12 protein-coding genes are annotated in these 13,433 nt (G+C 66.2%); 3 read left to right on the top strand and 9 right to left on the bottom strand.

All coding sequences use genetic code 11. The annotated features are described in order from the left end of the window. Positions 1-25: 25 nt before the first annotated feature. The 5 genes from B2G71_RS05180 to B2G71_RS23680 form a co-directional block, all read right to left on the bottom strand. Positions 26-928: a glycoside hydrolase family 16 protein gene (locus B2G71_RS05180; RefSeq protein WP_168176268.1), complete on the bottom strand. Its 903-nt coding sequence runs from the start codon at positions 926-928 to the stop codon at positions 26-28. Continuing rightward, positions 928-2,169: a glycosyltransferase gene (locus B2G71_RS05185; protein WP_168176269.1), complete on the bottom strand. Its 1,242-nt coding sequence runs from the start codon at positions 2,167-2,169 to the stop codon at positions 928-930. The genes B2G71_RS05180 and B2G71_RS05185 overlap by 1 nt, the downstream gene beginning before the upstream one ends. After that, complete coding sequence (locus B2G71_RS24025; protein ID WP_168176270.1) at positions 2,166-3,068, bottom strand: hypothetical protein; 903 nt, start codon at positions 3,066-3,068, stop codon at positions 2,166-2,168. The genes B2G71_RS05185 and B2G71_RS24025 overlap by 4 nt, the downstream gene beginning before the upstream one ends. Beyond that, on the bottom strand, positions 3,061-4,242 hold the full coding sequence (locus B2G71_RS05190) for a glycosyl transferase family 2 (protein ID WP_098104661.1): 1,182 nt from the start codon (positions 4,240-4,242) through the stop codon (positions 3,061-3,063). The genes B2G71_RS24025 and B2G71_RS05190 overlap by 8 nt, the downstream gene beginning before the upstream one ends. Before the next feature lie 300 nt (positions 4,243-4,542). Continuing rightward, complete coding sequence (locus B2G71_RS23680; RefSeq protein WP_141521499.1) at positions 4,543-4,983, bottom strand: hypothetical protein; 441 nt, start codon at positions 4,981-4,983, stop codon at positions 4,543-4,545. Between the two features lie 502 nt (positions 4,984-5,485). On the opposite strand from B2G71_RS23680, the gene B2G71_RS05195 reads away from it, so the two are divergent. From B2G71_RS05195 to B2G71_RS05205, 3 genes are read left to right on the top strand one after another with little or no spacing between them, the layout of a single operon-like run. Next, positions 5,486-6,568 (top strand): glycosyltransferase, encoded by a 1,083-nt coding sequence (locus B2G71_RS05195; protein WP_141521500.1) that lies wholly within the window; start codon positions 5,486-5,488, stop codon positions 6,566-6,568. Next, the gene (locus B2G71_RS05200; protein WP_098104663.1) at positions 6,565-7,938 is read left to right on the top strand and encodes an oligosaccharide flippase family protein; all 1,374 of its coding nucleotides are present in this window, start codon (positions 6,565-6,567) and stop codon (positions 7,936-7,938) included. Before B2G71_RS05195 ends, B2G71_RS05200 begins: the two co-directional genes overlap by 4 nt. Positions 7,939-7,954: 16 nt before the next feature. Beyond that, positions 7,955-9,286 (top strand): hypothetical protein, encoded by a 1,332-nt coding sequence (locus tag B2G71_RS05205; RefSeq protein ID WP_098104664.1) that lies wholly within the window; start codon positions 7,955-7,957, stop codon positions 9,284-9,286. A gap of 230 nt (positions 9,287-9,516) precedes the next feature. Here the strand turns inward: B2G71_RS05205 and B2G71_RS05210 are convergent, their stop codons facing one another. The 4 genes from B2G71_RS05210 to B2G71_RS05225 form a co-directional block, all read right to left on the bottom strand. Then, complete coding sequence (locus B2G71_RS05210) at positions 9,517-10,302, bottom strand: LysR family transcriptional regulator (protein ID WP_098104665.1); 786 nt, start codon at positions 10,300-10,302, stop codon at positions 9,517-9,519. Between the two features lie 67 nt (positions 10,303-10,369). Beyond that, positions 10,370-10,768 (bottom strand): Co2+/Mg2+ efflux protein ApaG, encoded by a 399-nt coding sequence (gene apaG / locus B2G71_RS05215; protein WP_098104666.1) that lies wholly within the window; start codon positions 10,766-10,768, stop codon positions 10,370-10,372. 67 nt (positions 10,769-10,835) lie between these two features. Continuing rightward, a complete protein-coding gene (locus B2G71_RS05220; RefSeq protein WP_346426929.1) occupies positions 10,836-12,194 on the bottom strand; it encodes a PAS domain S-box protein in 1,359 nt (452 codons plus the stop codon). Continuing rightward, positions 12,191-13,399: an aminotransferase class I/II-fold pyridoxal phosphate-dependent enzyme gene (locus tag B2G71_RS05225; RefSeq protein ID WP_098104951.1), complete on the bottom strand. Its 1,209-nt coding sequence runs from the start codon at positions 13,397-13,399 to the stop codon at positions 12,191-12,193. The genes B2G71_RS05220 and B2G71_RS05225 overlap by 4 nt, the downstream gene beginning before the upstream one ends. Positions 13,400-13,433 lie beyond the last annotated feature (34 nt).

Consider the following 13,433-nt stretch of genomic DNA (forward strand, 5'->3'; position numbering starts at 1 on the left):
CCGACGCCCGGGATGCGGACACAGCTCACGAGGCGGGTCCCTTCAGCCGATAGGCGCGCACCCAGTCGATCGTCATGCGGGCGGGAAACCGCGTCGTGGCGTCGGGATTGCCGGGCCAGTCGCCGCCGACCGCGAGATTCAGCAGCATGTGCGCGGGCTTGTGAAAGTCGACGTTCGGACTTTCCTTGACCGCGACATCGTCGACGTACCAGGTGATCGTGTTCCGCCCGACCAAGACGCCGTAGGTGTGCGGCTCGGTAACGGTATCGACCGGGATGCGCTGATTGTCGGTGATGTGCCTGCCGTCTTCCTCGCGGTGGACGGACGCGTAGACTTCACCGTCCTTGCCGATGTTCTCGAACACGTCGACTTCGCGGATCGGTTGCGGCGCCCCGGGCTCGGGCTGGGGCACGAGGCCCGGAATCAGCCAGAAGGCGGGCCACAGACCCTTGCCCACGGGCATCGTCACCCGCGCCTCGAAATACCCGTAGGTCTGTTCGAAAGACGTTTCGGTGGTGATCAACCCCGAGAGATAGGGCAGGCCATGCGGCGCACCGACCTCGGATCGCGTGGCGACGATGGTCAGTTCGCCGGGCCGCCACTCGAAGGGATTGGCGTCGCGAAAGGGGTCTCCGTAGTATTGGAGTTCCTCGTTCGGCACGAGCGTTCGCGCCTGCCAGGCAATGGGAGATGCCGGGTCCTGAACGCCATGACGGAAATTGGTCTTCCAACGGCCCTCGGGCGCGTGCTCGACATCGTAGAACGAGATCGGTTCATCGAACTCTTCGGCGAAGACCAGCTCGAGCTTCGAGCGATCGAGACGCTTGCCGACCTCCTCGCCTTGCAGCGGTTGCAGGCCATAGGCCGCGAGCAGCGCGAACGGCATGGCCAGCGCGATGCACGAAACCCTCAGGAGCGGGGCGCCCATCATCCGACCTCGACTCCGCGCTGCGCATGGACACACGGCAAACCCACCGGGGCGATGCCCATGGCCTCAAGCCAGGTCCGCGTGAAAGTCTCGGGCGAATGCGCCTTCCTGATACGATCGAGCCCGCAGCGTGCCGCCTCGATGAGTCGCGCCCGGAACGCCTCGGGAGCGACGAGCAAGGCCACCAGTTGCGCTTCGTCGTCGACTGTCAGGGGATAGTCGAAATTGTCGAGACCTTCGAAGCTGGCGGAATTGCCGATGACCGGCGCGCCGTAGGCAAAGGCCTCGAGCACCTTGGTCTTGATCCCCCCGCGCAGAAACGAAGGCGCGAGAAGAATGCTCTCTCCGTCATAAACCTCCTGCAGGTCAGCGACATATCCACCATATCTCACGTTGGGAGGCAATTCGACCTGCCGCCTCTGGATGCCGTAGATGACGAGCGGGGTCGGGATCTCGTACTTGCGCCACAACTCGCGAAGATAGTCGATCGACAGACGGTTCTGCGTGAGCTGGTCGCTGCCGATGAAGACGAAGCGCAAGGCGCCCTCGAGCCTCGCGGGCAGGCCGTTCCCCAGTGTCGAATGCGAAGGCGCGATGCGCAGCCGCCGGGCACATCCCGACGGTTCGAGTTCCTTCATGTCGGCGTCCGACAGGAGGACGATGGCGTCCGCAAGCTCGCAGACGCGTGCCTCGGCGCCGCGCAGCGTCTGCTCCTCGTAGCGGACGAGCAGAGTGCCCAGCGTTCCCGAGAGCAACCGGACCACCGTCGGCGACAGCCGCGAGATCAGGTAGCCGGGCGACAAGGTCTCGCCCAGCGCGCGCAGAAGCCGCATCCGGCGCGACATGAGGTCGTCGAGGTCGACGACGATGTGCGCCGTCGGATTCCGGTTTCGCACCGCCTCCAGCACCGCCAGCGAGCGCACGCCGTCGAGGTAGATCGCTTCCGCTCCGGTATCGAGCCTTTCGCAGACCTCACGCACCTGGCGTCCCGTTGCGAACAGCGCGCATTGTACCGGCAGCATCTCGCCCCGCAGCAAGGCCTTGAGCCAACTCCAGCCGACCGCGAACGGCCAGGCCCGGCCGTAGAGTTCCATCGCCGTCGAAATGACGATCTCGTTGACCTCGGCCCCTTCGCGCAGCGCATCGCGGATCGACGCCGCTATGCGCAGCCGGCCGGCCTGCGGCTGCTCGTCCACCGGCCTTGTCCAGATCATCTGGATCGCGGGCTTCGCCGCGCTCATCGCCATCGCTCCGCGAGGCGCCTTTTCACCGGCGCCAGGAATTGTCCCAAATAGTCGTCGATCGCGTTGTAGCGCGTGGCATGGCGAAACAACCGCTCGCGCGAGGCGGCGGGCATCGCCTCGAAATCTCGCTCGGCGCCAAGCGAGAAGAAGCCCGGCCCGCTCGTTCCAGGAGTGCTTGCCATCGTGAGGTTTGCCTCCAGCGGCATGAAGCTGAGGGGGAATTGCAGGATCGGAGCCCGGCATGGGCGTGCGGACACCATGAGGTCTGCGCGCAACGACGCCGCGCTCTGTCCCCAAAGGTCGATCCTGAAATTCCGGTAGGACCTTAGCGGACCGAGACGGCGCGCGGCCGCTTCGACGAGGTTCCAGTCGCAATCATACAGCGCGAGCGCATCGTCCGGCCGCGGAATCCGCCAGTCGCGCCAGCCTACTGCGAGGTTGCGTCGCATCGCCCCCCGCCCGCCGGGCAAGCATGCGAGCGGCGATCGTGGCAGCAGCACGAAGCCGCCAAGGCGAGCGAGCGCCCGCGCAAAGCCATCCGCATCGGACGCGGGCCAGGCCTCGAGGATGGCACGAGCGCCGTCCGGCTCGAACAGCCCCGCGACATCCGGCGCGCACCGCCCGAACACCACGTCGGAACCATCCTCCAGCGGGACCACCGGAATGCGCGTGCCGGGCCGGAAGCGAGGGAACGAGAGAGAGGCGCCGAATGCCGACCCCGCGCGCAGCGCCTCGAGCGCGGGGCCCAGAAAGGCGTCCGCCGCATCCGCGATACGCGCGTCTGCCGCCACGAGCAGCGTCGGATCAAAGCCCTTCGCGATCTCCGCCAGCGCGGCGCGGAGCCCCCCCCGGGCGAGGCCTGCGCGGCGGATATGGGAGATGGGCGCATCAAGCACTCCGCGAGGCTCCGCGGCGAGTCTGGCGCGCGATCATCAGTTCGGTCTGCACCGGCTTGAGCATCTGGAACCCCAGCGCGTCGAGAGAGCGCCCCGACTGGGTCGCCCTGATGAGCTTCAGGCGCCTTCGGAGCGACAGCGATCCAAACCGCTCCCTCGCGCCGATGCGAAAGAAATCCCCGCCCAGGTTCTGAACGATCGCCGCGGCGGGCGGCGCGCCGTCGAGCAAGCCGAAGCCGCGATCGGCCTTGCCGGCACGCGATGTCAGCAGCCGGGGCCTGCGCAGCGCCGGGCCGGGCTTGGACCCGAACAGGTCCACATCGAAGTCGGCTTCGCCCAAGGTCGGATTGAGCGCGCACAGGCACTCCGCCTCGGGTTCGGCGAAGACGTCGTAGCGTGCCCGCGACCGGTCGAGCGAGAGCATGTGCCATTCGCGCGGGGCCAGATCGAGCGGCACCTGATAGATGCTGACCGCCCGCCTGGTGTTCGTGCCCGGCACCGCCATGTTGGTGCTGAGTGATGCGCGCGGATAGACGAAGTAGCGGCCGGTCTTCACCAGATAGCGGATGTAGAAGCGCTTCCACGAATTGGCGCGCCAGGCCTCAAGCTGACGCGGCGTTCCGTCCTCGACCGAGAAAGGCTCGTCCTTGTGGCGGGCGTACCACTCGCGGAACCCGGACCACTGGCGCAAGCTCCAGGCTTGCCCCCAGGAGGCGGCGACCTGGAGGAAGAAGACGTCCGAACCGTCGTCGAGCGGTTCGAAATCGCGATTGTCGAACTCGTTCAGCCGATAGCTGTAGAGCGCGATGCCGCCAATGCGGTCGTCGCCCTCGAAAAAGCGCATCGCGCGCAGAACGTAGTCGTGAAAGTGCGGCGCGGGGATGATGTCGTCCTCGAACAGAACGATTCCGCCATAGTCCCGCGTGAGATCGCCGCAGCGCAGGATGTGCTCGCGCAATCCGAGGCGCTCGGGATGACGGATGATCCGTTTTGGACCATGAGGCCAGTCGAACGCCTCTGCTATCGCGCCGGGGCCGGCCTCGCCCGAACAGTCGAGACTGATCACGAGGGGAGCGGCCCGCCGATAGGCGGCGCGCCGCAGCGCATCGAGCAGGCGCGCCAGGGCATCGGGCCGATTGTAACCCACTGCGACGATGGCGGGCCCCTCGCTCACTTCGCCCGCGCCTCGTCCGCGCGCGGCTCGAACGACAAGCGCGCGCTACCGATCCGCGCAGTCGCACTCGGGACGCGCGAGACGCGAGACAGAGACGTGGGATGAACCTCGCAAACGCCGGCCGCGCGGGTTCGCGGCGGAAAACGGGATGTGCTGGAATCGGGCAATATCGCAAACTCCAATCGCCGCGCCGGCCTTGCCCCCGCCGCCCGCCGCAGTCGAACGTGCGCACGGCAACGGCAGAAGCCGATCAGGATCTGGAAATGCCTCGACACTGACACCGACAATGAGCATCTCCGCTCAATCACTGCTCGACTTCACCTCTGCATTTTTGCAGTGATCCACGGAAATGATCAATGACTTCACCATCCAATTAGGCCACGAAATTGGCCCAAAACGGATTAAATCCACTTTATTATAACTATATACTACAACAGACATCCAATCTTCATTCAATTTATATAGGTAATATTGACATATGACCGCAATCACACGGGATTTTAATGTTTTTTTAGGCATGTGATATTTTGCGATGAGCGACGGACTGCTGGCCTGAACGCACCGTACGGCGCGTTTCACCGCGATCAGACCTTGCGCAAAAGACCGCTGGAATTGCCCAAGGCGGTCCGCACGGGTGCGATCGGCGCGGGTCGTCGCCCGCGCGTTGCCTTCGGGCCGAATGCGACGCAACCGCAGGTAAACGTGGCGCCCCGAGGCTCTTGCGATGATCGCGATCGGCAAGCAGCGGAGTTCGTGCGGCCGTGCCGATGCGGGCGAGCCAAGATCGGAACGCCGCTCTCGCCGGGATTGAGACAACACACTCGGCCGCTGCGGAATTCTCCAACAGATCGCGAAGAGTTCAAGTGCCGAATGAACCATAACGCACCAGATTGTGCGTTGCACAAAATACCGCAGCAAAATAGTTTCGAAGCGAGGCGCGAAAGCTTGGACAGGCACTGTCTGGACAGGTTGTCTTTCAGTTCGGAGGCCCGGTGATTCACCCCGCAATGTCATTCGTAGAATACCTTATGGGTGGTTCTCTTTGGGAATCGCGCGTTGCCGGTGGTCTGCCTGCGTTCGGATCCGGCACCGACCGGCCCTGCCGAGGCGGTCCCGCCCGCGACACGGGCCTCGCCCGTTGAGCGTCCTGTGGCTGACCCGTTTTCCGCCCTATCCACCGCTCTACGGCGGGGCCTTTCAATACAGCCGCGAACTGCTGGAAAGCCTCTGTCGGCAGACGCCGGTGCAGGCGCTCGCCTACCAGGATGCCACGGTCCAGATCCCGGCCGGCCAGCCGATTACCTGGCATACCCTGCCCTATTCGCGTCCCTCGCGCCTGCGCGGGGTGCTGTCGGATCTGCCCGACGTGGCCTTCCGGTTCCGCTCCCGCGCCTACCTCGCCAAGGCGGTCGAACTCGCGCGCACGAGCGGCGCCGTGATTGTCGATTTCATCGCGATGGCGTGGATCGTCGCACCGCTGAAGCGCGCCATGAACGCGGCGGGGCTAGATGTGCCGCTGGTGATGATCACCCACAATCACGAACGCTCCTTGCGGCGCGCGGCGGCCCGCAGCTTCGCTTTCCCCAAGAACCTCGTGATCGGATATGACGCATGGAAGGCCGGCAGGCTCGAACTGGCCGCAAATGCGGCCGCAGACCTCGTCACCGCCATCATCGACGAGGATGCCCATGCATTCGCGAATGAGTGCGACACGCCCGGCCTCGTCCTGCGGCCGGGGTACAGGGGACCGGTCGCGCCCACCCGCCGGATCGACGCCGATACGCCGCGGATGGCGACGATCATCGGCAACCGCGAATCCGCGCACAAGCTCCTGGTGCTCGAACACGCGCTCAAGGCTCTGAGCCGCCATGGCACCGACGCCAGAGTAAGCATCGAGATCGCGGGCGCCGGAGACCTCGCGGCACTGGCCGCCCGCCACCCCGACTGCACGTTCCGTGGCTTCGTCGAGGACATGCCCGGGTATCTGCACGGCGCGCGCCTCGGCCTCGTGCCCGACGACCTCGGTGGCGGCTTCAAGATGCGCGTGCTGACACTCGCGATGCTGCGAGTTCCGATTCTCGGGCTTCGCTCTGCGATGACGGGAACGACCTTCGTGGACGGCGTCCACTACCACGGCGTCGATACGCTCGACGAAATGGCGGCTGTAGTCCCCACCCTGATCGACGATACCGCTCGTCTCGATACACTGCAGAACACCGCTTTCGCGTACTGCCGGGACAATTTCGACTGGGACAAGCGCGGCGAGCAACTGATGGCGGCCCTCAGCAGCACGGCGCGGCGCGAAGCACGGCGCATGCGGGCGTGAGAGGCCTCGATGCCTTCGCCCATCGCCTCATCGGTGCCGTTCCATTCGGCAGCCGCATGCAGCCCCATGTCGCCAGACTCGCGGCATTCGGCGATCAGGGGTTGCAGGGTGTCGCCAACCTCGCCGTCAATATCGTTCTCGCGCGCAGCCTCACGCACGAAGGCTTCGCCACGATCGGGACGATGCTGGGCGTCCATTACTTCGTGGCCAGTCTGCACCGCACGGCCATCGTCCTGCCGTTCATCCTCGACGTCGGGCAGGGCGATGACGGGGGAACCGATGCGGACGGCCGATGGTGGTGGCTCAACCTCGCATGGCTCGCGGCGATCGCGGTCTGCCTTGCGGCCATCGCAGGGATCGCGGCCTGGCTCGGCGGTCCGAACGAAAGCAACGCATGGTTCGTCGACGCCATGGCCCTGGCGGTGCTGGTGACGCCGGCGCTGCAGTTCTACGAGTTCGGGCGGCGCTGCTTGTTCCAGGCCGGCTTGCCGGTCACGGCCGCGCTCGCATCAGGCTGCTATCTGCTCGCCAGCCTCGGCCTTGCGCTCGCGCTGCTCCGGTTCGATGTGTCTGCGACGGCCGGCGCCGCCGCGTGGCTTGGAGCCGGCGTCCTGGGAGGCGCGGTGGCCGCCTGGGCCCTGCCGCCGGGTCGGCCGCGCCTGCGCGAGGGCTTCGAGATCTGGTCGCACAACCGCGGCTTCGCCTTCTGGCAGACGATGACCAGCATTCCCCACGCGATCTACAACGCCTCGGTCGTCGTCCTGGTCGGACTGATCAACGGGCCGCTGGCCGCCGCGGCATTCAACGCAGCGCGATCGATCACCAATCCGGCGGTGAGCATGGTGACGGCGGTCGATTCTCTGGACAAGCCGCGTGCCGCGCGCGCGCTGGCTTCCGACGGGCTGGCGGGCCTGCGCCAATCGGTCGGCAAGACGCGCCGCCTGCTGGCGCTGGTGACCGGCCTCTATCTGGGAACACTCATCATATTTGCCGAGCCTATTCTGATGGCGGCCTTCGGGCCGAAGTATGCCGACCAGACGCTCGAAATCCGCATTCTCGGCCTCGTGTTCTTCGCGATGTGCATGAACCAGCCTTCCGACACTTTCCTCATCGTCCTGCGGGCAAGCCGGCTGCTGCTGACCCTGCGCATTGTCACCGCATCGGTCGCGGTCGGCTTTCTGCTCCTGGCGCGCCCATACGGACTGGTCGGATGTTGTCTCGCCCTGCTGGCGACGCACCTGTTCAATCTGGTCGCGCTGCGCATCGGCGAGCGGATCGCGTCGCGGCGCTTTCTGGACGGAGGCGCCGGCAGCGACGCCCGCACGGGTCCCGCGCCCCGCCGATACGCCGCTGCGCGATCCGGCGAGTGACGGCCAGAGCTTCCGCATGGACCACACCCCTATCCGAAACAAGACGACGGCGCGGCACAAGGCCGAAGAGCGGGTGCTCACGATCACCGCCTTCTTTCTGGTGATCGGCATCCTCGCGCAAAAGCTTTCCGTCCCGCTCGGCGCCGGAACCCCGCTCGAAATCACGATCCTGCTGGAATACTTGCTGATCTTCCTGCTTCTGGCGACGAACCGGGCGCACATCGACCTCACGGTGCTTTTCCTGTTGCTGCTGTTCTGCGCGGGCGCCGTCACGCTCAGCCTCGTGACCGCGCATTCGCTGACCTCGCTTCTGCTCGTTCTCGTGCTCTACATGCCGCTCGCCGTGCGGACCGAGGTGTCGCGGCCGACCTACTTCAGGCTGCTCGGCGTCTTTCAGATGCTCGCGGCCTTCAGTTCCTGCATGATTCTGGCCGACTGGGCATTCCAGTTCGCGGGGCTGCCGATGCCCAACATGGAGCATCTGCTGCCCGAACAACTCAAATTCGTGCACTACAACTACATCCAGCCCCTCGAATGGGGCAGCAAGTGGTACAAGCCGAACGGCTTCTTCTATCTCGAAGTGTCCTATCTCGCCCAGATCATCGCCACGGGCATCGTTATCGAGATCTGCTTCTTCCGGCGTTTCGCCTATCTGGCGCTGCTCGCCGTCGCGCAGATCCTGACGTTCAGCGGCACCGGCTTCCTCCTCCTGGCCGCATGCATTCCCGTGGTTCTGCCCCACCTCAAGCCCAAGATCATCGCCGCGGCGGTCGTCCTGGCCCCGATCGCGGTGATCACCGCGGCAAGCATGGGCGTTTTCGACAACGTCGCCAAGCGCTCCGAAGACTTCGCCCGCGACGGCTCGAGCGCCAACCAGCGCTTCGTTGCGCAATACGATTTCGCGATCAAGAACCTGTCGCACCAGTCCGTCGCGCTGACCGGGATCGGCGCCGGCCAGATGCCCGAGGGTCCGAACATCGTCTGGACCCCCGCGACCAAGGTCGCCAACGAGTACGGAATTCTCGTCGGCGGGGTCTTCTTCGCGAGCCTGCTCGCGGCGATTTTCAGGGGCAGCACTCCGTTCGCGGTCGGCTATGCGCTGGCGGTTCAGTTTCTCTTTCTGAACGGCGGCTTCCTCGTGCCCGTGAACATATTCCTGTTCATCATGCTCACGACGCTGGTCAAGATCGGCCGTCCGTCGTCAACGTGGAGTACGGGGCCGCCGCAGGGCGACCCGGTCACGGCTCCTCAGCCTCATAGTCCACAGCCGTTCGAGTCACTGTCCGATCCGGATCAAGAACGCCAAACCCTATCACGGCGATTCCGAGAGCGAGCAGCGCGAGCTTGACCTTGTTCTCGAGACTCATCTGAACAGCCGCTTCCCCGTTGTCCGGAACCTGACCGGGCTAAGATCGGCCGGCGCCCGGCAATCGCGCGACCCGAAGATCGCACGGGCGGGACGTCCGAGCAATCGGTACAACTCCCCGCCGCCGCCTCGGCGCGACGCCATATGCCGGGACAGAGCGCGGTGGACCGGGCCGGCGCCCCACGCCCCCGGGACGCAAGCGGACCGCGCGCTTACTCCGCAGTCAGCGCCTCGACCAGATCGCGCACCTTGCTCTGGCGCCATTGCGGCTTGGGCGCGACCAGCCAGTAGGCCCGGCGGCAGGCTTCATTCGCGGCGGTGACCGGTTCGGCTGCCTGCGTGCCCATCGCGTTCGCCAGCAGCGCCGGGATGCGCGCGCGGCCGATACCCGCGCGCGCGGCGGCGAGCGCCTGTCCGGCGTCGCCCACCATGACCGGCGGCGCCGTGTCATCGCCCGCGGGGTGCGGATCGCCGGGCCAGCCGATCCAGTCGCCCTCGCCGATAACGGTCCATTCGGGCAAGCCAAGAGGCACACCCTCGAGGTCGCCCGGCCCGTCGATCCAGCGCACCGCGAGGTCGAGATTGGCTTCGGTGAAGTCAGCCATCTCGTCCTCGACCAGCGAATAGCGCACGCTGGGATTGGCCGCGCGAAACGCGGCGAGGCGCGGCGCCAGCCAGGCGGCGAAGAACTCTCGCGGCGCCGCGATGGTGTAGACGTGGCTCGACTGGCCCGCCTGCATCGCCCGGACCGAATCCTCGAAATAGAGAAAGCCGGTGCGCAGCGCGGCGAGCCCCTCGCTAGCTTCCTTGGTGAGTTCGAGGCCCTTGCTGGTCCGCCGGAACAGGACGACGCCGAGCACGTCTTCCAACGCTCGGATCTGCTGGCCGACCGCTGCGGGCGTCACCGCGAGTTCGTCGGCCGCCCGGGTGAACGAGAGATGGCGCGCGGCCGCGTCGAACACGCGCAGGGCATTGAGCGGCAGGTGGGTACGCTTCATGCCGCCTCCCTATGCCCAAGTCGGGCGCGCGGCAATCGCCGGGTGCGTCCGCTGTCGAGGCGCGGCGTCAGCCCGCCGTGGCGGGCGCGGCCAGCGGAAAGAACGGGATCGACGCCTTGATCGCGTTCCCGGTGGGGCCGCGAAAGGTATAGTGCCCTTCCATGCTGCCGTGCGGCGTCGAAAGCGGGCAGCCCGACACATAGTCATGCGTGGCGCCCGGCGCGAGCACCGGCTGCTCGCCGACGACGCCATCGCCCTCCACGAGGCTGACGTTGCCATTGCCGTCCGTGATGCGCCAGTGCCGCGTCAGCAGTTGCACGGTCTCATCCGAATCGTTCTCGATGCGGATGTGATAGACCCAGAACCACTTGCCGGCCTCGATGCGCGATTGTTCGGGCAGGAAATTGACCGCGACCCGCACGACGATGCCCTCGGTGATGGCTGTATGCTGGAAAAGTTCCTTCATCGCGAGGCTCAGCCTAACGACTAAATCTCGGGCCGACAACTGCCATGGCCAGGCTCGCCCCGCCGGATCACGGCGCCTCGAGCGGGCATTCCAGAGTCCACGCGAAGCCTTCGGGCGGATAGTCGGCCTTCACTTGCGCCGCCAGTTTGTGGCGCGGCACGTCGACGATCACGCGCGTGCCGAAGCCGGCCCCCTGCGGCGGCGCCACCGCCGGCCCACCGCTCTCGCGCCAGGAAATCGCGAAGCGCCGGTCCTGGGACGAGCCATCGCCCGACACGGTCCAGACGATCCGCACCCGTCCCTCGGGTATCGAGAGCGCCCCGTACTTGAGCGCGTTCGTCGCCATCTCGTGAACCGCCATGGCGAGCGCTTCGGCGGCGGCGGGGGACAGTTCGACTATCGGCCCCGCAAGCTCGCACTGCGCCTGCGCGTCGGCCAGGAACTGGAGCTGCGTCTCGAGCATCTCGCGCAGCGGCACCTGCGACCACGCCCGGCTGACGAGCAGGTCCTGATTGGCGGCGATCGCCGCAATCCGCTGATCGAACCGTTCGAGGAAATCGCGACTGTTGGCGTCGCTGCGCCGCGCCAGCGAGCGAATCACCGCGAGCATGTTCTTCGAACGATGGTTGACCTCCTGCAGCAGCAACTCGATCCGCTGTTCGGCATCGCGCATCTCGGTGACGTCGGTATTGGTGCCGAACCAGAGACGCACCACTCCGGCTTCGTCACGGATCGGCACCGCGCGCGAGAGGAACCAGCGATAGTTTCCGTCCGCGCCGCGTAGCGGGAAAGTGTCTTCCCAGTCCTCGCCGGTGTCCCAACTGTGCTGGATGCGCTCGACCACCCGGTCGACGTGCTCCGGGTGGTGCACGGCTTTCCAGCCCCAGCCCTGCATCTGTTCGTGCGTGGTGCCCGTGTAGTCGAACCAGCGTTTGTTGTACCAGAATATCCAGCCGTCGCCGTCGGCGATCCAGGCGAGCTGCGAGATGTTGTCCGCCATCAGCCGGAAGCGCTGCTCGCTCTCGGCAAGGCGCGAACGAATGCGCTTCTGCTCGGTGATGTCGCGGGCGATCTTGCTGGCGGCGACGACATTGCCGTCCTCGTCGCGCACCGGCGAAACCGTGATCGCGACCTGAACCTCGCTGCCGTCCTTGCGTCGGCGGACGGTCTCGAAGGTAGGGACTCTCTCCCCGCGCATGATCGTGGAGATGATGCGGTCTTCCTCCTCCTGACGATCTTCGGGGATGAGACTGCGCACGTTGCGCCCGGTCATCTCCTCGGCGGTATAGCCGAAGATCCGCTCGGCGGCCGCGTTCCACGACAGGATCACGCCCTCGAGCGATTTGCCGACGATGGCGTCGTCGGTCGATTCGACGATCGCGGCGAGAAACGCCGCGGCGCCGGTCGCGGGCAGATTGGAGATCAGAGGCCGGCCTTCGAGAACGCCCGGTCGAGATCCTCGATCAGATCCGCGGGGTCTTCCAGACCGATGTTGATGCGCAACATCCCTTCGCTCACTCCCATGGCCTCACGGCCCTCCGGGCCCATGTTGTGATGGGTCGTCGACGCGGGATGACACATCAGCGAGCGCGAGTCGCCAATATTGTTGGAAATGTCGATCAGTTCGAGCGCGTCGAGCACGGCATGCGCCTGCTCGCGGCCACCCTCGAGCACGATCGAGAAGATCGGTCCGCACGCGTCCATCTGCTTGCGCGCGAGCGCGTGCTGCGGATGGCTCTCGAGGCCGGGGTGGAGGATGACCGGCACGCGCCCCTCGACGAACTTGCCGACTTCGAGCGCGTTCTCGCTCTGCCGCCGGGCCCTGAGGTCGAGCGTTTCGAGCCCCTTGAGCACCACCCAGGCGTTGAACGGCGAGAGGTTCGGGCCAGTGTTGCGCTGGAAGGGCAGCAGCTTGTCGTTGATGAACGCCTCGCTGCCGCACACCGCGCCGGCAAGCACCCGGCCTTGTCCTTCCATCAGCTTGGTCGCCGAATAGGCGACCACGTCTGCGCCGAATTCGAGGGGGCGCTGCAGCGCCGGGGTGCAGAAGGCATTGTCGACGACCGTGGTGATCCCGTGCGCCCGCGCCAGGGCGCAGATCGCCTCGATATCGGCGATGTCCATCGTCGGATTGGCCGGGGTCTCGAAGAAGAAGACCTTGGTGTTGGGGCGGATCGCGGCTTCCCACGCGGCATTGTCGCGGGCGTCGACGACGGTCACGTCGACGCCGAAGCGCGGCAGCAGGCTGTCGCCCAGCCACCGGCAAGAGCCGAACGCGGCGCGCGCCGAAACCATGTGATCACCCGCCGAAAGCTGGCACAACAGCGCGGCGGTCATCGCCGCCATGCCCGTCGACTGCACCCGGCACGCCTCGGCGCCCTCCAGCAGCGCGATCCGTTCCTCGAGCATCGCCACGGTCGGGTTCTGCAGCCGCGAATAGGTCATGCCGTCGAGGTCGCCGGCAAAGCGCGCCGCGACCGTCGCCGCGTCGTCGTACGAATAGCCCGAGGTGAGGAAGAGCGCTTCGCTCGTCTCGCCCTGCTCCGATCGCCAGGTGCCGCCGCGCACGGCACGAGTGGCCGGCCGCCAGTACGCGGTCTTGCTGCGATCCTGTCCGGTATCTCTTTTCATCGCGCCGGCCTTAGAATCGCGCTCGCCCGCGCGC

The sequence above is a fragment of the Novosphingobium sp. PC22D genome (genome assembly GCF_002556635.1).
GTDB lineage: Bacteria > Pseudomonadota > Alphaproteobacteria > Sphingomonadales > Sphingomonadaceae > Novosphingobium.